Origin of the sequence: Burkholderia cepacia GG4 (genome assembly GCF_000292915.1) — a bacterium.
In the GTDB taxonomy this organism is placed as follows: Bacteria; Pseudomonadota; Gammaproteobacteria; order Burkholderiales; family Burkholderiaceae; genus Burkholderia; species Burkholderia cepacia_D.
The window spans coordinates 613,726-637,759 of the sequence record NC_018513.1 but is presented as its reverse complement, the minus strand read 5'-3'; the positions used below and the strand labels follow the sequence as shown (position 1 = coordinate 637,759).

The following is a 24,034-nucleotide window of genomic DNA, read 5'->3' as shown; positions in this document are numbered from 1 at the left end:
CGACTACGCGGCTCTGCCGGGTCAGAGATACCTTTAATAAGATAATTCATCGAGCATCACTAAAAAAGCTTGGGCTGAATCGTGTACGACTCTTGATTTTCGGTGACAACATTCGCAACAACCTCGCCAACATTGAATCGATTTCTGAATCGATTAAACAATCGCCCCCAGTCGTCATCGGATCCAGAAAAAATTATGTAAAGGTCTTCATCCGTCAAATCCAGACTCTTTTTCTTTCGAGTCGACAAATCAAAGAGTGGTGCAAATCTTGGCGCCAACTGCCATGCATCTAACCGCGCACTACGAAGATTCTTCTGCTTCGTTCCTGGCAGCTGCTTTAACACATCCTCAAAAACAGCATCGCGCAGATATTTATCTAATTCAGCAATCTTCTCATCACTAAGGGCCACTGTCTCTTTAATTGAGAAGTGATTTATCTCTGGCTCACTTTGCTTGGGACTCTTGTGAGCAGCCTCAAATACTCTTCCCAGGCGTTCAATTAGCTGATACAACTGCCTTGCGCTCTTATCGGTACGCTGAACATTTCGCTGATAATCAAGCGCTTGACTTCGAATTGCTTGGTCCTGAATTTGGGGCAATATCGGGAGAAGGGGCGCCACACCTCGCGAATCGTATGTCGTAAGCCATTCAGCGACCACTCGATTGCAGAAATCCAGGAAGTAGCGCATGTTCCGCCCAGACAAACCCAATAGAGCGGCGGTACCAGCGTATTGCTTGTTCTTTCGGTACAAGGTGCAGAGCCAGAACAATGCGCCCCGCTTATAGTTGGAGTACCAATTGCGTGAAGCAGCCCCGTCCTGTTGGAACTCTGCGATAACCGATGGAGGGCTCTTCAGTCCGACGGTAGTTGCCCCCTGGTTCATGACGACAACAGCCGTCGCGGCACGCAAGAAATTTGGCTCGCCCTCAACAAATTCCGAAATAATCTTCTCATCACCCGGGTAATATCTATGCACCCAGTCGAGAAGCGGTCTCAGTTTACGCCCTGACGCTTTTAAAAGCTGAGCCTCCTCTTCGTCCGACATAGAGGCAAGCAGTTGCTGTATGTCGTTAATCCCAAGCGCCCTAAAAAACGGACTCAGCTCAAGGTGCCGATTTGCTACACGCGTAACATGGACCTCGAACTCATCGAATGTCACATCGTCAAGCGAGTACGACCGAAAATCATGCGTTTCTTCAATTCGCTGCTCATGAGCAAGAGTTTCAGACGTTAGAAAAACCTCCGAGCGTGCAAAGAGGCGCCACGTGACCCCATCCTCCCGTTTCGTTTGCTTGAGGCGCGTATTAACAACTCGCTGCTGGAACGGAAGAAAATTCTCAAATTCGTCGATAGAGATAGCGAGATATCGCCCTCTCATCAACTCAGATTGCCCGACCTCACTTGCCAATATTTTAAGCAAAGCATTAGGCTGAACAAATACAAGCTGATTGAAATTTCTATCCGGATTATTGAGAATCAGCGTGACAAGCGTCAACTGCGACTCAATAAAATCCAAAAATGATGACTTATTCAGAGCACCACTATCGGGCACGACCCCAAACTGCGAATACATCCGCGTGAAGAATCGCTGTTCGTCCAGCCACTTCTCCAATGGCCAAACTTTGTCCAAAACTCGAATTGCCTTTTGGGTGATGGTCAAGTCGAGGTATTGATTAAAGAGTCGCTCGTTAAGCTTGCTCTCTTCGTCCGAAGGCGCGAAACCACGAAGGATGTCTGCGTCGATACGAAAATACAGACCAATTTGTGATGGCATATCGCGAGGCGAGACTGTGCCATCCGCGCGAGCCCGCGCATGCCAAGCGTCCAAGGAAAAAATCGATGCCAACGTAGTCTTGCCAGAGCCGCGCGCGCCGGTGACGATGACAGGCGGAAACTCCTGAAGCGCGCCAACTGTGACGTTGCCCGGGTCAACGTAGTATCTGACTAAGTCATCCTCGGAAATATAATCTCGACGGACAATGGAAAATGGATTGCTTGGCTTGATGCCGGACGACGGTGCAGACGCGGTCCGATTCACAATACGACTCGTCAGATCGGCACATTGTTGCCCATATGGCGTGGGCTGCCCCAAGTCGTCGGCCTCACGCGATAAAAGCCTCTCGGTTAAGGCCAGTTCAGCGACGTATGGAATGTAAACGTCGAACGGCGGAGCCTCGGGCCATTCAATGCGAATGTCATTCTGGCGCCTTCTCCTGTCATCCAGCGGAACATCAGGGACAGGGGACGCGACGAGAAGAAGCTGGCGATGTCCGTAGTGACTCAACGCCTCCGGCGACTGCAACAGCTCGTACGCTTTCCGGATGCCTGCTACATTCTGGCGATTCATACCGGACATCATCACTACCGTGTCGGCGAAATCGAACGCTGTTACATAGAAGATATCCGTCAGGCCTGTTCTGCTATCCAGTAGAACGTAGTCATAACCCGCAGCGCGAATTCGCTCTTTCAGAATCTCGATGAAGGCACGACCTTTCTGCTTATAGAAGGTATCCCATTTGAAATCCGCCAAACGTTGGTCGTATAACGGATCCTCAAAGCTCCCCGCTGGCAGTAACGCAATTGTGCCCAACGATGTCGACGCGTCGTTCTCCGAAGCGATAGGGCTTATTGCCACCCATTGAGCAAGGTCGAAGTCGTGCAGAAATTTCCTCGTGTCATCTTCAGTATACGAAGCACTGACGAAAGAGGTCAGAAGCTCTAAAACGCCCTTCGTAACCGAAATTCCTCGAAATAGGTCACTATAAATCTGCCCAGGCGCCTCGAGGTCGAAATCGATAACCAAAACCCGCTTCGCATCTTTTGCCAGATGATAAGCGACATTTGCCAGCGTCATGCTTCGACCGACGCCGCCTTTGAACGAATAAAAGGCAACAAATCTAGTTTCACTCATGCTGCCGCCACTGCCATTTTTCGAACCAAGTCACGGGGAGAGGCGGTGTTAGCAGTTATCGCCACTTTCGCCTGGAAATCGATGAGCTTGTCACCTTGCTCTCGTCCATAAGTCTTGCTTAGAGCCTTCGCAACGACGCGCTCAACACGCTGCTTCACGTTATCGAATTCAGAAGGCATCCGCAGCCCCACATTGGCACTGAGTAGACGACCACAAGAAACGACAGCAGGCATTGCAAACTGCTCCTCTTTGCGAGCCAATATTTCGCGAACAACTGTGAACAGCTCCGCTCCGAACTCCACCCCTGCCTCCAGCATGCCCTCCGCCGCTCCCGTATAGACGGAGTAGTCGTCGGCCTTAAAGCTGCCCATCGCAGCATAGAAGCAAATGTCTCGGAGAGCGTAGGCGTCGCGGGGCGGTATCTCGCTCGCCCTTTCGGCGGCGCCACGCGCCGCCACAACGATTTCTCGCCATCCAACTTTTGCCGGCTCTTGCGTGCCCGCGGCAATTGCAGCGAGCGCTGCCACGGTATCCGGCGCAGCTTCAATCACCTTAACGAGGTCCGGCCCCGACATATTGAGGAAGTCGATTACCCAATCACATTTGATTGCGGCGGCGTCGGGAGCTCTTCGCCGTAGCACCCCAAGGACACGGGCCAAGCGCTTCATGAACTCGCCGTTCCTTTGTTCCCACGCGATACGCAATGCCGACATGATGAGTTCGGCTGCCTTGACCGGCTCCGGCACCGCAGACAGCACCGCATTTACGAGCGCCTCCTCGACGGTTGTTCCTCGTCCGACACTCGGGTCTCCGTGAAGCAAGCCCAGCGTTTTGACTATGTCTTGCCCAGTACTAATGGTCATGCTGACCCCTGCATTGAGTGATGCGCTGCACCCCGGCCTGCCAATAGTCGTCGTGCAGACCCGCATCAGTGGTGTTCACCTCTCGCTCGACATTCCGCATGAGACTTCGCTCTGGCAGTACGTTCAGCTTGTCGGCACGGGAGACCCACTCACGAAGTGCAGGCCGACCGGTCGTAAGGTGAACGGTGAGCCCGTGGGTGGCTCCTTCATGCCCATCACGCCAATAGAATGCGCCGCCAGCATCCGCTACAGTGGGGCGATATCTCTCACGACTATTCAGATAGGCTATCACCACCTTGTCTCCAGCAGACAAGGTACGGTTGTACAGCCCAAGGGACTGGTACAAATCACCAATGTCACAGTCGCTGGTAACCAACTGTTCGCCATCATCCCTCATACCATCAGTCACCCAAAGGGTCCTCGTGGCATCGCGTTGGATAAACTCGGCTACCTTCTCTTCGACGAAGAGTTCTTCAACCTCTGTCTCATGGAACAGGTCCCGAGCTCTCCGCACAAACCAAACTTCTTGCTCTTCTTCTTCCTTCTCCCCCTGAAAGAGTAACGCCTCAGGGAGATTGAGCGACCAATTCGGCCAATTCGCATTGGCTTGTATGGCTTGGTCGATTTGTGCGTGCGTAGGGCAGCCCGCTTTTTCCTTGGCTTCAAGAAAGTTACAGTGAGCCAATGCGAGTTTGAGCGTAGGTAACCGCTCCGGCCGCTGGAACTCCCCGCCTTCAAAAGCCGATTGGCCATCTGCGTAGGTCATTGGTCTAATAGTTCTTAGAGTTGTCACTTCATTATGCTAGCACTGGCATCGTCAGCAGGGTTCCAACCGTCAAATGCTTAGCACAATTCCCCACCGCATGCGCTTGACGCCACTCGCGGCCAAAATCACTGTTCAGCGTGCTCCAAACAAGCGCACGATGTGCGTCAGGCACACGAATCCGATAAACGCAATCGGTAAAGAGCCCCTCGCCGGCCGTAACCCGAGCTTGCCGCGTTAGGCAGCGCGACCCAACACGAGCAACCAAAATGTCCCCTCTATACGCATTTTGAAATCCATCCTGCCCCCCCGTTAAATGAAGCTCCTCAGCGTCAGTCGTAAAGTGGGATGTGTGAAATGCCTGCAGTCCCATACCAGCATATTGATTTTTGGAGCGACTACCTCGGATAACAGCAGCCTGCAATGTAGCTAACGTGCCGATAACATGTCTTGCGTCGGCGTTCATCGTTGTCATGGCTTCGTGGTATCCGAAATCCATTCTCCGCATTGCATCTTCAATTGATATAGCGCGCTCCCCGACAACAACTCCATCCTGAGAGCAACGTTGAAGCGTAACGTTCTGCCCACGTGAAGGGGTTTTGCGACCGGTGATTAAGAAGGCATCAACTTCCGCCTTTTCGAATGTCTTAGGCTCAAGCTGAGTCACCGTGAGGTTTGAAAGACCTGAAATAAGCTGCCGCCGCACAGATGCGAACGCCGGCTGGGTAACGATGGGCGATGCGACTATGAGCGCAAAAGAACCGTTTCGGCCGAGCAAAGACCAAGCGTGCGCCGCGAATACAACGTCACTTCTTAACCAACCGCCTTGGTCCTGCACCTCAGGAAAGATGCATCGAACGCGGTCAATCGACGCTTTGCCAAGTCGAGCCATCGCATAGGGAGGGTTAGATACGACGACATCGGGACGGCTTCTCCCCACCCGCAATTGGGGAACGATGGGAGACCGCAACACGTCGAGATTCGCGGTCGTTGTGCGCGAGGGTGCGATATCTTCGAGCCGGCTCATAGCCTGCGCATCAATGTCGACAAGGAGCGCGCGACTCTTCAGGCATCTCCGCAAAACGCTGCCAGCCAGCGCCCCTTTACCCGCGCCCAAGTCAAGTATGCGCCGGGCGTCAGCCGGCACACTGGAAGCCAACAGCTGAGCAATGGAAGGCGGCGTAGGCACTTGCCCGAGTTTCTCTGCCCGCGTCTTCGCCTGTCTGAATCTAAGACTATTTGGATTGTGCGTTTTCTTATTTCCAGCCATAGGGCGCGTACTCTGAAAGGTCTGGCGCAATTCTATCGTGTGGCCCCTTTAACGACACAGACGTCTACGAAATTCCTGTCCTGGTTGACGCCAATGAGGGCGCGCGTCAAGAAGTCTACGTTTGGCCAAGTACTCCACAGGTGCTCAGACCCACCGTCCGCGCACCTAGGCAGGAACGCTGAAATCTCATAGTAATTTTTGCTGGCGCGGCAGCCCGGGTGGCAATTTGTAAGCATATAGAAATATAACTACGCCTTTGACTGGCCGGCGATCCGTTGCCGACGGCCGCGCAGATTGCCGAGGCGATCCGCTACCGGCGCGCGCTCACGAAACTGTGAATGCGCGCGGAGGACAAAACCAGACTGTCAAGACTTGACTTATGCACAATTTCACGAATCCTGCCCCGGATCACGGTTCTCCGGCGCCCTTTCATCGACAGATCCGTATGCATTTGTTTTTATTGAATTTTCCCAAACAGCACGCACGCTACGAAACGGCCCGGAAGGCCGTCCCGGCGCAGCTTTGCGGGAGATTCAGCCAACTTTTCAACAAAGTTATCCACATGCACTGTGGATAGCCGAAAAATCCCCGCAAAATCCGGCGATTAGCGCCGAAAGCTGCGAATGAACTTTCACTTGTCACAGCGTGTCTGAGCGCCCTCGCCCGCCGGCGTCAGTCGAGTTTGAACGAGCCGAAAAACTGGTCGAACTGTTCCTGCGCGAGCGGCCCGTCGGCGATCGCGACGGCCTGGTACGCATGCCGGCCGCGCGCCACGAGCCGCGCGACGATCGTCTTGTGCGAGTGGTCGCCACCGCTGGCCGCGCCCGCGATGCGCAGCTCGAGCCCGTTGACCGCGCCGCCGGCCGCGAGCGGCACCGGCACCGAGGCGGTCTGTGGCGTGCCCGCGAGGTTGCGCGACAGCCCGGCCTGCAGGAACGCGAGCGCCGCACGGCGCGTGTCGTCGCGGTCGTCGGGCAGCGTCAGCGTGCCGACCGCGAACACCGCACCGTCGACGTGCGCGGCCTGCATCCGCATCGGCATCGACGCGCCGCCGACCGCCACCGGCTGGTCCTCGACGGTCGGCTTCGCCGGCAGGTCGATCGTGTAGCCGGCGTCGTTGTGCAGCGTACGCCAGTCATATGACGGCGAGCACGCAGCCAGCGCCGCGCTCACGCACGCGAGCGCGGCGAAGTGTCGCAGCGGACGAAAAAGGGGGCGCAATGGATCGATGACTTCCTTCGGCATGGCAGTGACAGGGACAGGCAAAACGCCCATTATCCGCCGAACCAGACACCCGGGATGTGTGGCGGCCGCCGGTGCGCGCGCCGCATTCGCGCTAAAATAAGCGCCGAATTTCGACGTCCTTTGCATCGATCCGCGTCATCGACCGACTCCGAGAGCACCGCAGATGAACACCACGCCTCCCGCCCAGCGCCGCACCGGCCCCGCCCGCTACATCGTCGCGGCCGTCGTCGTCGCGGCCATCGCCGTTGCCGGCTTCTTCGCGTTCAACGGCAAATCCACCGTGCCGGACGCCACGTTCACGCTGCTGTCGGGCCAGAAGGTGTCGACGGCCGGCGACCTGAAGGGCAAGGTCTACCTCGTGAACTTCTGGGCGACGAGCTGCGCCACCTGCATGCAGGAAATGCCGCAGATGGTCGATACCTATAATCGCTTCAAGGGTCAGGGGCTGGAATTCGTCGCGGTCGCAATGAACTACGATCCGCCGATGTACGTCGCGAACTATGCGCAGACGCGCCAGCTGCCGTTCAAGGTCGCGCTCGACGACGGCAGCGTCGCGAAGCAGTTCGGCAACGTGCAGCTCACGCCGACCACCTTCGTCGTCGACAAGGACGGCAAGATCCTGAAGCGCTACGTCGGCGCACCGCAGTTCGCGGAACTCGACGCGCTGCTCAAGAAGGCGCTCGACAGCAACGCGGCCTGAGCGCCGCACAACAAGACTCGCAGGGCCACACGCTGCGCCCTGCCCCGCACCACGGACCGCACGACCGGCCAGCCCGGTTCCGCGGTCCGTTTGTGTTTCAGCGCTCGGTTTCGCCTTTTGCCGACAGCCCGTAGCGCTTCATCTTCTCGTACAGCGTCGCCTTGCCGACATGCAACCGGTCGGCCGTCGCGGCGACCGCGCCGCCCGTCTGGTTCAGCGCCTCGGCGATCACCGCGCGCTCGAACTGCTCGATGCGCTCCTTCAGCGTCTGGTCGTTCTCGGCCTCGTCGGCGTTCGCGCCGGCTTCCTGCGGCATGTCGGCGACGCCGAGCACGAAGCGGTCAGCCGCGTTGCGCAGCTCGCGCACGTTGCCGGGCCAGTCGCGCTGCATCAGGCTCGCGCGCTGCCGGTCGGTCAGCACGGGAGCCGGCCGCCCGTAACGCACGGCCGCGTCGAGCATGAAGTGCTCGAACAGCGGCACGATGTCCTCGCGGCGCTCGGCGAGCGGCGGCAACGCGATCGTCACGACGTTGAGCCGGTACAGCAGGTCGCGCCGGAACGTGCCGGCCGCGACGAGCTCGCTCATGTCGCCTTTCGCGGCCGCGACGACGCGGCAGTTCACGCGGATCGGCTGGTTCGAGCCGAGCCGCTCCAGCACGCCGTCCTGCAGCACGCGCAGCAGCTTCACCTGCAGCGCGAGCGGCATGCTTTCGATTTCGTCGAGGAACAGCGTGCCGCCGGACGCATATTCGAGCTTGCCGACGCGGCGCTTCGCCGCGCCCGTGAACGCGCCCGGTTCGTAGCCGAACATCTCCGACTCGAACATCGGCTCAGGCAGCGCGCCGCAGTTCACCGCGATGAACGGCTTGTCGCGACGCGGCGACAGCTCGTGCAGGCTGCGCGCGATCAGCTCCTTGCCGGCGCCCGTGTCGCCGTTGATCAGCACCGACGCGTCGGTCGGCGCGACGTTCGCGATCAGCTTGCGCACCTGCTCGATCGCCGGGCTGCGGCCGATGATGCGCGGCGCGACGATGTTCTGCCCGGCCAGCTCGCGCCGCAGCGCATGGTTCTCGAGCACGAGCTCGCGCCGCTCCAGCGCGCGGCGCACCGTCTCGATCAGCCGCTCGGCCGCGAACGGCTTTTCGATGAAGTCGTACGCGCCGTCGCGCATCGCCTGCACGGCCATCGAGATGTCGCCGTGGCCGGTGACGAGGATCACGGGCACGTCGGGGACCCGCTCGCGGCACTGCGCGAGCAGGTCGAGCCCGCTCGCGCCGGGCAGCCGGATGTCGCTGACGATCACGCCGGCGGCTTCCGCGACGATCGCCTTGTCGGCCGCTTCGGCCGATTCGAACCCGACGACGTCGAACCCCGCGAGCTGGAGGCTCTGCACGCTCGCCCGGCGAACGAGCGCATCGTCTTCGATATAGATCACTTGCAGCCGGTTGGCCATCGTAGTCACTTGCTCCTGACGGGCCGCGCGGCGAGGTTGCGCGCGCGGCTGCGTTGATGCCGGTCGTTCGCCGACCGGGCTAGGGTCTGCTTGCCTGGTGCGAGCCCGCCGGCTCGGATACGGAGTCCGGATGATGCGTGCGTGCGCGACGCAGCGTCAAGACGAACAACGCGCCGCCGGACGGTGCATTGCGCGCAGTCAGCGCGCCGCCCGCGTCGCTCGCGATCGACGACGAGATCGCGAGTCCGAGCCCGAGCCCGCGCCCCATTTCCTTGGTCGTGAAGAACGGCTCGAACAACCGCGGCAGCAGGTCGGGCGCGATGCCGGAACCGTTGTCGCGCACCTCGATCGCGAGCGTCGCGACCGACACCGCGACCGTCACTTCGATCGCGGGTGCCGCGACACCCGCGACCGCGTCGAGCGCGTTGCCGAGCAGGTTGATCAGCACCTGCTCGAGGCGCAGGTCCTCGCAGCGGGCAACGAGTTCCGGATAGTCGCGCGCCAGGTCGAGCGGCGCATCGTGCGCGGGCGACACCGTCGCATCCTGCAGCGTCAGCGTGAGCCCGACACCGCGCAGCCGGTCGCCGAGCAGCGACAGCACGCTGCGCAGCGCGCGCACGACGAGCGCCTGCTCGTTGCGCGGTTTCGCGCGGCCGACGAACAGCTTCAGCTGGTTGGTGATCTTGCCCATCCGCTCGGTCAGCGCGGCGATCGCCTCGAGGTTCTCGCGCGCGGCCGCCTGGTCGCCGCGATCGAGCAGCACGCGCGTGTTGTCCGAGAAGCTGCGCAACGCCGCGAGCGGCTGGTTCAGTTCGTGCGTGATGCCGGCGGCCATCTGGCCGAGCGCGGCGAGCTTGCTCGCCTGGATCAGTTCGTCGTGCGCGGCGCGCAGCTCCTGTTCCGCGCGGATCCGGTCGCCGACTTCCTTCTGCAATTGCTCGTTCGCCTCCGACAGGTCGGCCGTGCGCTCCTCGACGCGCCGGTTCAGCTCCGCGTACGCCTGCTGCAGCAGCGCGCGGCCGCGGATCATCTCGCGCACGCGTGCGCGGCGCATCCGCCAGTAGAACGCGAGCAAGGCGACCGACACGAAGCCGAAGCCCGTGACGATCGTCGCATTGCGCGCGTCGGCGTCGATCGGCGCGAGCGGCGCGAGCGTGACGAGCAGCCAGTCGGGTTCGCCGATCCGCCGCTTGCTGGCCAGGAAGCGCGGCGCGCGCAGGCCAGGGCCGAGGCGCACGATCTCCGCATCGGCGCCGAGCACCTGCTCGACGCGCAGCGGCAGCGGCGTGACGGGCTGCTGCGCATACTGGCGCGTCTCGTAGATCGATGCGGCGACGGGCCCCGTCAACGGATGCAGCGTGTGGTATTTCCATGCGGGCACGGACGACAGGAACACGACGCCGTGATCGTCCATGACGACGAGCGGCTCGGACGCGTCGGCGCCCTGGAACCATTCGAGATTGAGCTTCACGACGACGACGCCCGCGATCTTGCCGTCGCGCCACACCGGCTGCGAGATGTAGTAGCCGGGATCGCGCGAGATCGTGCCGATCCCGAAGAAGCGGCCGACCTGGCCATTCAACGCGTCGATGAAATACGGCCGGAAGCGATATTCGATCCCGACGAAGCTGTCGGGCGCGCGCCAGTTGCTGGCAGCGACGCACAGGCCGTCCGCGCCGATCACGTAGGTGACGGTCGCGTGCGCGTGTTCGTTGAGATCTTCGAGATAGCGGTTCGCGCGCGCGGTGAAGTCGGCGCGCTTCGGCTCGGCGAGCAGGTCCTGCACGTACGGATGGCTGCCGAGCAGATAGGGCAGCGATTCGTAGCGATCGAGCGTGCTCTTGAGCGCGTTGGTGGTGCGGTCGACGCGCACCGCGGCGTTGCGCTGCAGCTCGGCGACGCCGCGCTGCCACGTGATGGTCCACGTCAGCGCGCACGCCGCCGCGAGCGCGGCGGCAAGCACGACGAGGATGAACAGGCGGCGCTTCACGGACGAGGCTTCCTGGCGATGCGGATCGCCTATTGTGTCATAGGGCTCCGCATCAACGCCCCGGTCGCCGCGCGGCGCGCCGCCTGCGGGCGGTGCCGCCGCCTGCTCCTTCATGATGTCAGACGCCGGCCGTCTCGGTCGTCGTGACCTCGCCGCCACCCTTCAGCGCCTGGCGCAGCTTGGTGCGGTCGAGCTCCTTCTCCCATGCCGACACGACGACGGTTGCGACACCGTTGCCGACGATGTTGGTCAGTGCACGGCATTCGCTCATGAAGCGGTCGATGCCGAGGATCAGCACCATGCCCGACAGCGGGATCGTCGGCACGACGGCGAGCGTCGCGGCGAGCGTGATGAAGCCCGCGCCCGTGACACCGCTCGCGCCCTTCGACGTCAGCATCGCGACCGCGAGCAGCGTGAGCTGCTGCATCCACGTCAGTTCGATGTTGGTCGCCTGCGCGATGAACAGCACGGCCATCGTCATGTAGATGTTGGTGCCGTCGAGGTTGAACGAGTAGCCGGTCGGCACGACGAGGCCGACGACCGAACGCGAGCAGCCTGCCTTCTCGAGCTTTTCCATCAGCTGCGGCAGCGCAGCTTCCGACGAGCTCGTGCCGAGCACGATCAGCAGCTCTTCCTTGATGTAGGACACGAAGCGGATGATCGAGAAGCCCGTGAAACGCGCGATCGTGCCGAGCACGACCAGCACGAACACGACCGACGTCAGGTAGAACGTGCCGATCAGCTTGAGCAGCGGCACCAGCGAGCCGACGCCGTACTTGCCGATCGTGAACGCCATCGCGCCGAATGCGCCGATCGGCGCCAGCTTCGTGACGATGTGCACGATGCCGAACAGCACGCGCGTGAGGCCGTCGATGAAGTCGGTCACGACCTTGCCGCGCTCGCCGAGGTGCGCGAGCACGCTGCCGAACAGCAGCGCGATCAGCAGGATCTGCAGGATTTCGCCCTGCGCGAACGCATCGACCATCGTGTTCGGGATGATGTGCATCAGGAAGTCGACCGTCGACTGCCCGTGCGCCTTCGCCGCATACGATGCGACTTCCTTGCCGTTCAGCGTCGCCGGATCGATGTTGAAGCCGACGCCCGGACGCAGGATGTGCGTGGCCGCGAGGCCCAGCATCAGCGCGAAGGTCGACACGATCTCGAAGTACAGCAGCGCCTTGCCGCCGACGCGGCCCACCTTCTTCATGTCCTCCATGCCGGCGATGCCGGTGACGACCGTACAGAAGATGATCGGGCCGATCACCATCTTGATCAGCTTGATGAAGCCGTCGCCGAGCGGTTTCATCTCGGTGGCGAGCGCCGGGTAGTAGTGGCCGAGGATCACGCCGACGATGATGGCGAAGATCACCTGCGCGTAGAGCACTTTGTAGAAGGGTTTCTTCTTCACGATGGTTCCTGCTGAAGTAGATGAGCCGGTGGAAACGGCGTCACGCGCGCGGACGAATGTCTCAGGGGAAAAGTCACCCGCCCGCGCGGCTGCCGTGCCGCAACAAGCGATGCCTCAGGACGTCCGGAGGGGGTGGAGGGCAGTGGTCATCGATTGTCTCCTTGGTTTAATAGTCAGGCCGGGGGGATGGCCGTGCTTTTCATATTGCAAGGTCGATGCCAGGCTTCCAGAACCCCTCAAGGCATTGTTTTCATTGTATTTCTCATAATGCGGCAGGCAAGAAAATCCGGGATTCCGGATTTCCGGAAAATATCCGTCCGGCGATCCGGACGGATGGGCACATTCTTCCGACGAATCAGTGCTGCACGGCCTTGCCGGCCAGCACGCCCGTCTGCGCGTAGAACTCCTGCTGCTCGAACGCAGCACGCTCGCGCCGCGCGCGCTCGCCGCGATCCGCGAGCGAGCCGACGACGATCCCGATGAACGCGAGCGGCACCGACACGAGCGCCGGGTTGTCGAGGAACACCGGCGCGTGCGCGTGGTGCAGCACGTCGACCCACACCGACTTCGACAGCACCGTGAGCGTCACCGCCGACGCGAGGCCGAGGCCACCGCCGAGCACTGCGCCGCGCGTCGTCATCCCGCGCCAGAAGATCGACATCGCGAGCACCGGGAAATTGGCGCTGGCGGCCACCGCCGCGACCAGGCCGACCATGAACGCGACGTTCACGTGCTCGAACAGGATCGACAGCGCGATCGCGATCGCCGACAAACCGATCGTCGCCGCGCGCGAGATGCGCATCTCCAGCCGTTCGTCGGGTTTGCCGCGCGCCCACATTTGCGCATACAGGTCGTGCGAGATCGTAGTCGCGCCGGCGAGCGTCAGCCCGGCGACCACCGCGAGGATCGTCGCGAACGTGACCGCCGCGATGAAACCGTAGAACCAGTTGCCGCCGACCGCCTGCGCAAGCTTCACCGCGACCATGTTCGAGCCGCCGAGCAGGTCGTGCGTCAGGTTGAAGGTGCCGTTCGCGCCGAGCCGAAAGAATTCCGGATGCTGCGCGAGCAGCACGATCGCCGAAAAGCCGATCACGAAGGTCAGCAGATAGAAGTAGCCAATGAAGCCGGTCGCGTACAGCACCGACTTGCGCGCCTCCTTCGCGTTCGGCACCGTGAAGAAGCGCATCAGGATGTGCGGGAAACCGGCCGTGCCGAACATCAGCGCGATGCCGAGCGACAGCGCATTGGCCGGATCGCGGATCAGCTTGCCGGGCCCCATGATCGACAGCGCGCCCGGATGCACGGCCACCGCGCGGCGGAACATCTCGTCGACGCTGAAACCGAATTCGCCGAGCGCGAGCAACGCGAGCACAGTCGCGCCGCACAGCAGCAGCACGGCCTTGATCACCTGCACCCAGGTGGTCGCGGTCATCCCGCCGAAGAACACGTAGACGACCATCAGCACGCCGACGATCAGCTCGGCGGTGCCGTACGACAGCCCGAACAGCAGCTGGATCAGCTTGCCCGCGCCGACCATCTGCACGACCAGGTACAGCACGACGATCGTCAGCGCGTTCGCGGACGTCAGCAGCCGGATCGGCCGCTGCGCGAAGCGATACGCGACGACATCGACGAACGTGAACTTGCCGAGGTTGCGCAGCGGTTCCGCGATCAGGAACATCACGAACGGCCAGCCGACCAGGAAGCCGATCGAGTAGATCAGCCCGTCGAAGCCGAACATGAACACCATCCCCGACAACCCGAGGAACGATGCGGCCGACATGTAGTCGCCCGCGATCGCGAGCCCGTTCTGCAGCCCGGTGATGCCGCCGCCGGCCGTGTAGAAGTCGCGGGTCGAGCGCGTGCGCCGCGCGGCCCAGCGCGTGAGCGCGAGCGTCGCGAACACGAACGCGAAGAACATTCCGATCGCGACCGGGTTCAGTTCGACCTTGTCGGGCATCGGGCCCGCGACGGCGGTCGCATGGGCGGCGGAGGAAACGAGAACGGCCAGTGCGCCGAGCGCAATCGAGGTGCGTCGCATGTCGGCCTCCGTCACGAACGCTGCAGGATGGCGTCGACGCGGCGGTCGAACGCGCGGTTCGCGCGCAGCACGTAGCACGCGGTCAGGCCGATCGCGACCAGGATGATCGCGACGCCCGCGGCGATCCCGACCGTCGTCGTCGCGCCACGGTACAGCGGTGCAGCAAGCACGTGCGGCGCGAGCGCGACGAGCAGGATGAAGCCGTAGTAAGTGGCGATCATCAGCGCCGTCAGCGTGAAGCTGAAGCGGCGCCGCGCACGTACGAGCTGCTGGTAGTCACGGCGCGCCGTGACCGATTCGATGACGGAAAGCTCCATGGTGTCTCCAATATCGTCTCGTCGTATCGCGAGAACTGTCTTGTGGATGGTCGGCGCGTCGACTGCTCCGCCCGCGCCGCGGCGGCAAGAGATGAATCGCGTTACACGATGCGGTCAGCACGCAGGCGCGCCAACGCGTCGGCCGACAGCCCGAGCCAGCCGCCGAGCACGTCGTCCGTATCGGCGCCGAGCACCGGCGGCGCACCGCGCACCGGCAGGCGCGCGCCATCGAAGCGATACGGCGGCGCGAGCACGTCGACGCCGCCCGCGACCGGATGCGGCTGCCGCGTGACGAGGCCCGCGCGGGTCGCACGTTCGGACGTCAGCGCGTCGTGCAGCCCGAGCACTTCGCCGCACGGGATGCCCGCCTCGGCCAGCGCCGCCAGCAGCGTCGCGCGCGGCCTGCGCGCGAGTTCGCGGCGAATCTCGGGCAGCAGTTCGGTGCGATTCTCCGAGCGACCGAGGTTGGTCTTGTAGCGTTCGTCCGCGGCGAGATCAGGCCGCTCGATCGCGTCGCAAAAACGCGCGAACTGCGGGTTGTTGCCGACCGTGATCACGAGCGGGCCATCGGCCGCATCGAACACGCCGTACGGCACGATCGACGGATGCGCGTTGCCGTAGCGCGGCGGATCCTCGCCCATCAGCAGCGCATCGAGCCCGTAGTACGCGGTGATCATCAGCCCGCAGTCGAACAGCGCCATCTCGATGCGCCGTCCGCGCCCCGTCGCATGACGCTCGTACAGCGCGGCGAGAATCGCCTGCGCCGCATACATGCCGGTGAACAGATCGACCGCCGCGACGCCGAACTTCAGCGGCGGCTGGTCGGCCTCGCCGTTCAGCGCCATCAACCCGGCCTCGCCCTGCACGACGAGGTCGTAGCCGGGCCGCGCGGCCTCCGGGCCCGAGCGGTCGTAGCCCGAGATCGCACAATGCACGAGCCGCGGATTCAGCTCGGCCAGCGCGTCGTAGCCGAGCCCGAGCTTTTCCGCGCCGCCGAACTTGAAGTTGTGGATCAGCACGTCGGCCTGCGCGGCCAGCTCGCGCGCGAGACGCTGCCCTGCTTCGGTCTGCAGGTCGACGCAGATCGATCGCTTGCTGCGGTTCACGCTGTTGAAGTAGGTCGTCTCGGTATCGCCGATCCGCAGCCCCCAGTCGCGCGTGTCGTCGCCGCGCGCCGGATGCTCGACCTTGATCACTTCTGCGCCGAAATCGGCGAGCACCATCGCGCTCCACGGGCCCGCGAGCACGCGCGAGAAATCGAGCACCTTCACGCCGGCCAGCGGCAACGCGCGCGGTTCGTTCGTCATCCTTGTCTCCTCCATTCGCGTGTTTCGCTGTTACTGTTTCGACAGCACGATATAGCGTGCGAGATGGTGATCCTCGTCGCCGAGCTGGTGATCGATCATCACGAGCCGCTTCGCGTAGTGCGACAGCGGCAGCTCCCACGTCATCCCGATCCCGCCGTGCAGCTGGATGCTCTCCTCGGCGACCAGCGTGCCGATCCGGCCGATGCTGGTCTTGGCCGCCGCGAGCGCGCGCTCGCGCACCACGCGCGGCGCGTCGAGCTGCGCGGCCGCGTTGATCACCGCCGAACGCGCCTGCTCGACTTCGAGCAGGAGGTCGGCCATCCGGTGCTGCAGCGCCTGGAAGCTGCCGATCGGCAAACCGAACTGCTTGCGCGTGCGCAGGTAGTCGAGCGTGTGCGCCTTCGCGACGTCCATCGCGCCGAGCGCCTCTGCCGACAGCGCGAGCAGACCGTAGCCGAGCACGCGTTCGAGCAGCGTCGCGCCCGCTTCGCCGTCGTGAGCGTCTGGCGCGCCGAGCACGGCATCGGCCGGCAGCGCAACGCGCTCGAAGCGCACTTCGGCCGCGCGGCCGCCGTCGATCTTCTTGTAGTCGCGCAGCGACACACCCGGCGCGTCGGCCGGCACGACGAACAGGCCGATGCCGGCCGCATCGTCGTCGTGGCCCGATACGCGCGCACTGACGACGAAGAACGCCGCCTGCGCGGCCTGGTCGACGACGCCCTTCGCGCCCGTCAGCACCCAGCCGTCGCCGGCACGTTCGGCGCGCGTGCGCACGGTCGTCAGTTCGTAGTGCGAGCCAGGTTCGTCGTGCGCGAACGCGGCGCTCGCGCTGCCGTCGATCAGCGCGGCCAGCCGCTCGCGATGCGCGTCGCCGCCGGCGAGCGACAACGCGCGACCCGCGAGCAGCGCGCCGAGGAATGGCTCGACGACGAGCCCGCGCCCGAGGCATTCGAACACCACGGCGATGTCGAAGCCCGCGCCGCCGAAGCCGCCATCGGCTTCTGGAAACAGCGCGCCGACCGCGCCGAGTTCAGCGAAGCGCTGCCACATCGCGCGATCGAACCCTTCGGCCGACTGCGCGATGCGGTCGCGCACCGGGAACGCGTACTGTTCGGCGATGAAGCGGTTCAACGTGTCCGCCAGCATCCGGCGGTCTTCTGTGTGCTGGAAATCCATCGTCGCGTCCCTCGTTACAGCCCGAGCATCATCTTCGCGATGATGTTCTTCTGGATCTCGTTCGAGCCGCCGAAAATCGACAGCTTGCGGTTGTTGAAATACTGCTGCGCGGCGCTCGCGGCCTCGTCCGGGCCGATCGGCTCGCCGCCGCCATCCGCATGATCGCCGTCGAGCGCGGCCTCGACGAACGGCTGCGCGTACGGCCCCATCGCGCGCCGCATCAGCGCCGTGATCTCCTGGCGGATCTGCGTGCCGCGGATCTTCAGCATCGAGCTTTCCGCGCCCGGCACGCCGCCGCCCGCGACCGCGGCCAGCACGCGCAGGTTGGTCGTGCGCATGTTCTCGAGTTCGATTTCGACGCGCGCGACGCGAGCCGCGAAGAACGGGTCGTCCGCGAGCGGCCGGCCGTTCTTCGTGACTTTCGCGGCGACCGCGCGCAGCCGGTCGAGCGCGGCCGTCGAGAAGCCGATCCCGGCGATGTTGGTGCGCTCGTACGTAAGCAGGTATTTCGCGTAGGTCCAGCCGCGGTTCTCTTCGCCGACCAGGTTCTCCACCGGCACGCGCACGTCGGTGAAGAACACTTCGTTCACCTCGTGCTCGCCATCGAGCGTGATGATCGGGCGCACTTCGACGCCCGGCGTGTTCATGTCGATCAGCAGGAAGCTGATGCCCTCCTGCTTGCGCACGTCGGTCGCGGTGCGCACGAGACAGAAGATCATGTTCGCGTAGTGGCCGAGCGTGGTCCACGTCTTCTGGCCGTTCACGACGTAGTGACTGCCCTGCGCGTCCACACCCCGCACCGCGCTCGTCTTCACCGCCGCGAGATCGGAACCGGCGCCCGGCTCCGAATAGCCCTGGCACCACCAGTCGGTGCCGTCCAGGATGCGCGGCAGCCAGTGGCGCTTCTGCGCTTCGTTGCCGTACTTGATCAGCACGGGCCCGAGCATGTTGACGCCGAACGGCACGATGCGCGGCGCGCCCGCGAGCGCGCATTCGTTGTCGAACAGGAACTTCTGCGCGACGCTCCAGCCGGGGCCGCCGTATTCACGCGGCCAGTGGCTCGCGAGCCAGCCGCGTGCGTTGAGGATCGCGTGCCATTCGCGCATGTCGTCACGCGTGAGATGCAGGCCGCCCTTCACCTTGCGCGCGATGCGCTCCGGCAGTTCGGCGGCGAGGAAGCGCTGCACGTCGGCGCGGAACGCTTCCTCTTCGGGTGTGAAATTGAGGTCCATCGTGGGTCCGTTGCGAATGCGGTTGGCGTTCAGTCGATGCGGTTCAGGCTCGCGAAATCCGCGCCGCGCTCGACCAGCTCGACGATCAGCGGCGAAGGCTTCCAGAACAGCGGATCCTCCTGCGCGAACGCACGGATGTCGGCGAGCACGTTCGCGAGGCCGACCGTGTCCGCGTAGTGCATCGGGCCGCCGCGATAGCGCGGGAAGCCGTAGCCGTACAGGAACACCGCGTCGACGTCGAGCGGGCGCAGCGCGATCTTCTCGTGCACGACGTTCGCGCCTTCGTTGATCATCGCGGCGAGGTAGCGGCGCAGGATCTCGTCATCGGTGAACGTGCGCGGCGTGATGCCCTGCTTCGCGCGCGCGTCGGCGACGATGGCCTCGACTTCCGGGTCCGGCGTGCCGACGCGCGTGCCGTCCGGATACAGGTAGTAGCCGCGTCCGGTCTTCTGCCCGAACCAGCCGCGCTCGCACAGCCGGTCGGAAATCTCCACGTAGCGCGCGCGCGGGTCGCGCGTCGCCGCGCGGCGCTTGCGGGTCGCCCAGCCGATGTCGCCGCCCGCGAGGTCGACCACCTGGAACGGCCCCATCGGGAACCCGAATTCACGCACCGCGCGATCGATCTGGTACGGCGACGCGCCGTCTTCCATCAGGTAGTCGGCCGCGGTGCGGTAGACCGCGAGGATCCGGTTGCCGATGAAGCCGTCGCACACGCCCGCACGCACCGGCGTCTTCTTCAGCTGCTTCGCGAGCGCGAACGCGGTCGCGACGACGTCCGCACTCACGCGCGCCGGCACGACGATCTCGAGCAGCTTCATCACGTTGGCTGGCGAGAAGAAATGCAGGCCGATCACGTCGGCCGGCCGGTCGATGCTGGCCGCCAGCTCGTCGATGTCGAGATACGACGTGTTGGTCGCGAGCACCGCGCCCGGCTTGCACGCGCGCGCGAGTTCGGCGAACACCGCCTTCTTCACGGCCATGTCCTCGAACACGGCCTCGATCACCACGTCGGCCTGCGCGAGCGCGTCGTACGACGTGCTGCCCTTGAAGCGGGCGAGCCGCGCCGCGTGCGCGGCCGGGGTCATCCGGCCCTTCGCGACGAGGCCGTCGTAGACCTTCTCGACATGCGCGCGGCCACGCGCGAGCGATGCTTCATCGCGTTCGATCATCGTCACCGGCAGCCCGGCGTCGAGCGCCGCGACCGCGATCCCCGCGCCCATCGTGCCGCCGCCGACCACGCCGAGCCGCTCGACCGGACGCGCGCTCGCGCGGCGCGCCTCCGGCACCTTCGCGGCCTCGCGTTCCGCGAAGAACGCATGCACGAGGCCCGCGCGCTGCGGACTGTCGATGCATTGCAGGAACAGGCTGCGTTCGAGCTTCATTCCCGCGTCGAACGCGTGCGTGAGCGTGGCCTCGACCGCGTCGACGATCTTCGCCGGCGAGAACAGACCACGCGACTTCTTCGGCAGTTCGGCGCGCGCCGCATCGATCGCGGCCTGCGCGGCCGCGCGATCGGCGAGCCCCTGCGCATCGCGGGTGCGCCTTGCCGGCGCGCCGAGCGACACGAGTTCCTGGGTGTACGCGAGACCTTCGGCGAGCGTGTCGTCGCTGTGCGCGACGCGATCGACGAGGCCGAACGCGAGCGCTTCGTCGGCGCTCACGTGGCGCCCCGTCAGCATCAGGTCGAGCGCGGCCTGGGCGCCGATCAGGCGCGGCGTGCGCTGCGTGCCGCCCGCGCCGGGCAGCAGACCGAGCGTGACTTCGGGCAGCCCGAGCTTGGTGCCGGGTACCGCGAGCCGGTAATGCGCGGCGAGCGCGACCTCGAGGCCGCCGCCGAGCGTCGCGCCGTGCAGCGCGACCACGACCGGCTTCGCGCTCGACTCGATCCGTTCGCATACGTCGGGCAGCGACGGCGGCACCGGCGGCTTGCCGAATTCGCGGATGTCGGCGCCCGCAATGAAGTTGCGGCCGGCGCCGACGATCAGCACCGCGCGGATCGCGTCGTCGGCCTGCGCGGCGTCAAGCGCGTCGGCGAGGCCGCGCCGCACGTCGGCCGACAGTGCATTGACGGGCGGATGGTCGATCGTGACGACGAGCACCTTGTCGCGCCGTTCGCGCGTGACGGTGCCGGCTCGGGAGGGTTCGGGGGAAACGGTTGAATTCATGGGGTCTCCAGTGCGGTGCGCCGGGCGGGAGCCGCGGGACGGGTCGGCGGTGCCGGTTCCCGATCCGCGTCCCGCGAGGCGGGAAACAATCCGGCGTGCGTGCCGATCATGACTCGATTCTCGATTGATCGAGATTCATTGACAATTCCCGCGCGCCTTTACAAGCTGTCAAGTCTGACTTGACACTGAATGCTTTCGAACCATTAAACGGGACAGACCAGGAGACACCGGGCATGGACCTGAACGCGCTGACCCTGCTGGTCGAGATCCTCGACGCGGGCAACCTGAGCAAGGCCGCGCAACGGCTCAAGATGAGCCGCGCGAACGTCAGCTACCGGCTGAACCAGCTCGAGCGCTCGATCGGCCAGCAGCTGGTGCGGCGCACCACGCGCCGCATCGAGCCGACCGAGATCGGGCTGAAACTGTACGAGCACGGCCGGCGCATCCGCAACGAGCTGCTCGCCGCGCAGGAATCGGTGACGACGCTCGGCCAGGACCTGCAGGGCCGCGTGCGGCTGTCGGTGCCGAGCGGCTACGGGCAGATGGTGATGTCCGAATGGCTGCTCGCGTTCAAGCGGCTGCATCCGGGCATCGTGCTCGACGTGGTGTTCGAGAATCGCGTGGAGGACCTGATGCGCGACGAAGTCGACATCGCGATCCGCGTGATGTCCGAGCCGCCGCAGAACCTCGTCGCGCGCGACATGGGCGCGGTGCGCTACGTCGCGTGCGCGTCGCCCGCGTTCGCGGCCGCGCACGGGATGCCCGCCAACCTCGGCGCGCTGGCCGCCGCGCCGGTCGTCACGGCGACGGTGCTGGGCCGGCAGCTGCGGATCGCCGCGTATCTCGGCGACGAGCGCCACGAGGTGCTGCTCGAGCCCACGCTGATTTCGGAGAACTTCCTGTTCCTGCGCCAGGCGATCCTCGCCGGGATCGGCGTCGGCATCGTACCCGACTACGTGATGCAGGACGACATGCGGCGCGGCACGGTCGTCACGTCGCTGGACGCGTACCGGCTCAGCATCTTCGGCACGCACATGTACATGCTGTACATGCCGAACCGGCACCACACGCGCGCGACCTCGACGTTCATAGAGTTCATCCTCGAACAGGCCGGAAAGGCCGGCCGGGGCGGGCCCGGCGGGATGCGTCAGGGTTTCTTGTCTGATGACAATCCGCCGGCCGCGCGGCGACAATAGCGCGCCGCGTGCGCACGGCGCGTGCCGCACCAGCGCCGCAGCCCCCTTCGATTTCACAGTTGCCGAGGGTTCAATGTTCGACCGGATTCGTCCGCATTCGCGTCCCTGGACGCCTGTCGCCGCGCTCGCGCTCGTCGCGCTCGTCACGTTCAGCGCCGGCTGCACGTCCCCGTCCGCGCCGTCGGGCGCCGTCGTCCCGGTCGCCGCCGCGTCGGGCGCCGCGGTGCCGCTGCCCGGCGTCCATGCGCCCGAACTGTCGTCCGGCTGGACCGACAAGCCGGGCTGGACCTCGCAGCACTTCATGATCGCGGCCGCGAACCCGCTCGCGACCCAGGCCGGCTACGAGATACTGAAGGCCGGCGGCACCGCGATCGACGCGGCGATCGCGACGCAGATGGTGCTCGCGCTCGTCGAGCCGCAATCGTCGGGTCTCGGTGGTGGCGCGTTCATGCTGTACTTCGACGGCAAGGCGGCGCAGGCATACGACGGCCGCGAGACCGCGCCGGCCGCCGCGACCGACCGCCTGTTCTACGGCCCGACCGGCCAGCCGATGGGTTTCTATGAAGGCGTCGTCGGCGGGCGTTCGGTCGGCACGCCGGGCGTGCTGCGGATGCTCGACGCCGCGCATCGCGCGCACGGCAAACTGCCGTGGCGCCGGCTGTTCCAGCCCGCGATCCGGCTCGCCGAGCACGGCTTCACGATCAGCCCGCGCCTGGCGATGCTGGTTGCGAACGACCCGTACCTGATGAAGGATCCGGCCGCACGCGCGTACTTCTACAACAAGGACGGCACGCCGAAGCCGGCCGGCACGGTGCTGAAGAACCCCGCGCTCGCGACCGTGCTGCGCCAGGTCGCCGACCGCGGCGCGAATGCGTTCTACACCGGCGCGATCGCGCGCGACATCGTCGCGAAGGTGCGCAAGCATCCGACCAATCCGGGCCTGCTGGCGGTGCAGGATCTCGCGCGCTACAAGGCGAAGGTGCGTACGCCGCTGTGTACCGACTACCGGCGCTCGGTGGTCTGCGGGATGCCGCCGCCGTCGTCGGGCGGCCTCGCGATCGCGCAGATGCTCGGCATCCTCGAGGCGATGCCCGACTGGCAGCAGATCGGCGCGCAGAAACCGGTGCGCAACGAGGTCGGCTACGAGCCGACACCGTTCGCGGCGCACCTGTTCAGCGAGGCCGGGCGCCTTGCGTTTGCGGACCGCGCGCGCTACGTCGCCGATCCCGATTTCGCGCCGCTGCCGGGCGGCAGCTGGGCGAGCCTCACCGACCGGACCTATCTCGCGCAGCGCGCGCGCCTGATCGGCGACACCAGCATGGGCGTCGCGCAGGCCGGCATGCCGCAGGGCGCGACGCTCGCACTGGCCGACGACCGCAGCCCCGAATTGCCGTCGACGTCCGACATCGCGATCGTCGACCGCTACGGCCAGGCGCTGTCGATGACGACCAGCGTCGAGGACGCATTCGGTTCGCGGCTGATGGTGCGCGGCTTCATGCTGAACAACCAGCTCACCGATTTCTCGTTCGTGTCGAGCGAGAACGGGCGGCCCGTCGCGAACCGCGTGCAGGCCGGCAAGCGGCCGCGCTCGGCGATGACGCCGGAACTCGTGTTCGACAGGAAGACGAAGCAGGTGACGATGATCGTCGGTTCGGCCGGCGGCCCCGCGATCATCAACCACGTCGCGAAGGCGCTGATCGGCGTGCTCGACTGGGGGATGACGATGCAGCAGGCGATCGCGCTGCCGAACTTCGGGTCGATGAACGGGCCGACGCAGCTCGAACGCGGCCGCGTGTCCGATGCACTCGTCGACGGGCTGAAGGGACGCGGGCACGACGTGCAGGTCGTCGAGATGAACTCGGGACTGCAGGGGATCCAGCGACTGAACGTGCAGGGGCAGACGGTGTGGTTCGGCGGCGCGGACCCGCGGCGGGAAGGAATTGCGATGGGGGATTGAGGCCGGCCGGCAGAGGCGGCGCACATGCGCCGCCTGCTT

General features: G+C 64.5%; 18 protein-coding genes. 4 read left to right on the top strand and 14 right to left on the bottom strand.

Going from position 1 to position 24,034, the window contains the following annotated elements; translation table 11 throughout:
- Nucleotides 1–59 precede the first annotated feature (59 nt).
- Genes GEM_RS02810 through GEM_RS29440 form a run of 4 tightly spaced genes read right to left on the bottom strand, consistent with a single transcriptional unit; the run spans nt 60 to nt 5,808 of the window.
- The gene (locus tag GEM_RS02810) at nt 60–2,912 is read right to left on the bottom strand and encodes a tyrosine-protein kinase family protein (protein WP_014895941.1); all 2,853 of its coding nucleotides are present in this window, start codon (nt 2,910–2,912) and stop codon (nt 60–62) included.
- Nucleotides 2,909–3,775 carry a hypothetical protein gene (locus GEM_RS02805; protein WP_014895940.1) on the bottom strand — a complete coding sequence of 289 codons (867 nt, stop codon included), beginning with the start codon at nt 3,773–3,775 and terminating at the stop codon, nt 2,909–2,911. The genes GEM_RS02810 and GEM_RS02805 overlap by 4 nt, the downstream gene beginning before the upstream one ends.
- Complete coding sequence (locus GEM_RS31055; protein WP_014895939.1) at nt 3,765–4,541, bottom strand: hypothetical protein; 777 nt, start codon at nt 4,539–4,541, stop codon at nt 3,765–3,767. The genes GEM_RS02805 and GEM_RS31055 overlap by 11 nt, the downstream gene beginning before the upstream one ends.
- 31 nt (nt 4,542–4,572) lie before the next feature.
- On the bottom strand, nt 4,573–5,808 hold the full coding sequence (locus tag GEM_RS29440; protein WP_014895938.1) for a methyltransferase: 1,236 nt from the start codon (nt 5,806–5,808) through the stop codon (nt 4,573–4,575).
- 372 nt (nt 5,809–6,180) lie between these two features.
- Here GEM_RS29440 and GEM_RS31050 point away from each other — a divergent pair, with 372 nt between their 5' ends.
- On the top strand, nt 6,181–6,435 hold the full coding sequence (locus GEM_RS31050) for a hypothetical protein (RefSeq protein ID WP_148283801.1): 255 nt from the start codon (nt 6,181–6,183) through the stop codon (nt 6,433–6,435).
- Nucleotides 6,436–6,480: 45 nt separating this feature from the next.
- Here the strand turns inward: GEM_RS31050 and GEM_RS02795 are convergent, their stop codons facing one another.
- A complete protein-coding gene (locus GEM_RS02795) occupies nt 6,481–7,053 on the bottom strand; it encodes a hypothetical protein (RefSeq protein ID WP_014895937.1) in 573 nt (190 codons plus the stop codon).
- Nucleotides 7,054–7,216: 163 nt separating this feature from the next.
- On the opposite strand from GEM_RS02795, the gene GEM_RS02790 reads away from it, so the two are divergent.
- On the top strand, nt 7,217–7,753 hold the full coding sequence (locus GEM_RS02790; protein ID WP_014895936.1) for a TlpA disulfide reductase family protein: 537 nt from the start codon (nt 7,217–7,219) through the stop codon (nt 7,751–7,753).
- 97 nt (nt 7,754–7,850) lie between these two features.
- Here the strand turns inward: GEM_RS02790 and GEM_RS02785 are convergent, their stop codons facing one another.
- From GEM_RS02785 to GEM_RS02745, 9 genes are all read right to left on the bottom strand, one after another.
- A complete protein-coding gene (locus GEM_RS02785) occupies nt 7,851–9,206 on the bottom strand; it encodes a sigma-54-dependent transcriptional regulator (RefSeq protein ID WP_014895935.1) in 1,356 nt (451 codons plus the stop codon).
- A 79-nt stretch (nt 9,207–9,285) separates the two neighbouring features.
- Nucleotides 9,286–11,310 (bottom strand): sensor histidine kinase, encoded by a 2,025-nt coding sequence (locus tag GEM_RS02780; RefSeq protein ID WP_014895934.1) that lies wholly within the window; start codon nt 11,308–11,310, stop codon nt 9,286–9,288.
- A 4-nt stretch (nt 11,311–11,314) separates the two neighbouring features.
- Nucleotides 11,315–12,604 (bottom strand): dicarboxylate/amino acid:cation symporter, encoded by a 1,290-nt coding sequence (locus GEM_RS02775; RefSeq protein WP_014895933.1) that lies wholly within the window; start codon nt 12,602–12,604, stop codon nt 11,315–11,317.
- Between the two features lie 355 nt (nt 12,605–12,959).
- Nucleotides 12,960–14,645 (bottom strand): cation acetate symporter, encoded by a 1,686-nt coding sequence (locus GEM_RS02770; protein WP_014895932.1) that lies wholly within the window; start codon nt 14,643–14,645, stop codon nt 12,960–12,962.
- A gap of 11 nt (nt 14,646–14,656) precedes the next feature.
- Complete coding sequence (locus GEM_RS02765) at nt 14,657–14,962, bottom strand: DUF485 domain-containing protein (protein WP_014895931.1); 306 nt, start codon at nt 14,960–14,962, stop codon at nt 14,657–14,659.
- A gap of 101 nt (nt 14,963–15,063) precedes the next feature.
- The gene (locus GEM_RS02760; protein ID WP_014895930.1) at nt 15,064–16,269 is read right to left on the bottom strand and encodes a CaiB/BaiF CoA transferase family protein; all 1,206 of its coding nucleotides are present in this window, start codon (nt 16,267–16,269) and stop codon (nt 15,064–15,066) included.
- 30 nt (nt 16,270–16,299) lie between these two features.
- Nucleotides 16,300–17,445: an acyl-CoA dehydrogenase family protein gene (locus GEM_RS02755; RefSeq protein ID WP_014895929.1), complete on the bottom strand. Its 1,146-nt coding sequence runs from the start codon at nt 17,443–17,445 to the stop codon at nt 16,300–16,302.
- Between the two features lie 14 nt (nt 17,446–17,459).
- Nucleotides 17,460–18,677 carry an acyl-CoA dehydrogenase family protein gene (locus tag GEM_RS02750; RefSeq protein WP_014895928.1) on the bottom strand — a complete coding sequence of 406 codons (1,218 nt, stop codon included), beginning with the start codon at nt 18,675–18,677 and terminating at the stop codon, nt 17,460–17,462.
- Nucleotides 18,678–18,706: 29 nt separating this feature from the next.
- Complete coding sequence (locus tag GEM_RS02745; protein WP_014895927.1) at nt 18,707–20,842, bottom strand: 3-hydroxyacyl-CoA dehydrogenase NAD-binding domain-containing protein; 2,136 nt, start codon at nt 20,840–20,842, stop codon at nt 18,707–18,709.
- 233 nt (nt 20,843–21,075) lie between these two features.
- Between GEM_RS02745 and GEM_RS02740 the strand changes: the two genes are divergently transcribed.
- Together GEM_RS02740 and ggt are read left to right on the top strand one after the other, a co-directional pair.
- Entirely contained in the window at nt 21,076–22,038 is a 963-nt protein-coding gene (locus GEM_RS02740) for a LysR family transcriptional regulator (protein ID WP_014895926.1), read from the top strand.
- A 73-nt stretch (nt 22,039–22,111) separates the two neighbouring features.
- Entirely contained in the window at nt 22,112–23,995 is a 1,884-nt protein-coding gene (gene ggt / locus GEM_RS02735) for a gamma-glutamyltransferase (RefSeq protein ID WP_014895925.1), read from the top strand.
- Nucleotides 23,996–24,034 lie beyond the last annotated feature (39 nt).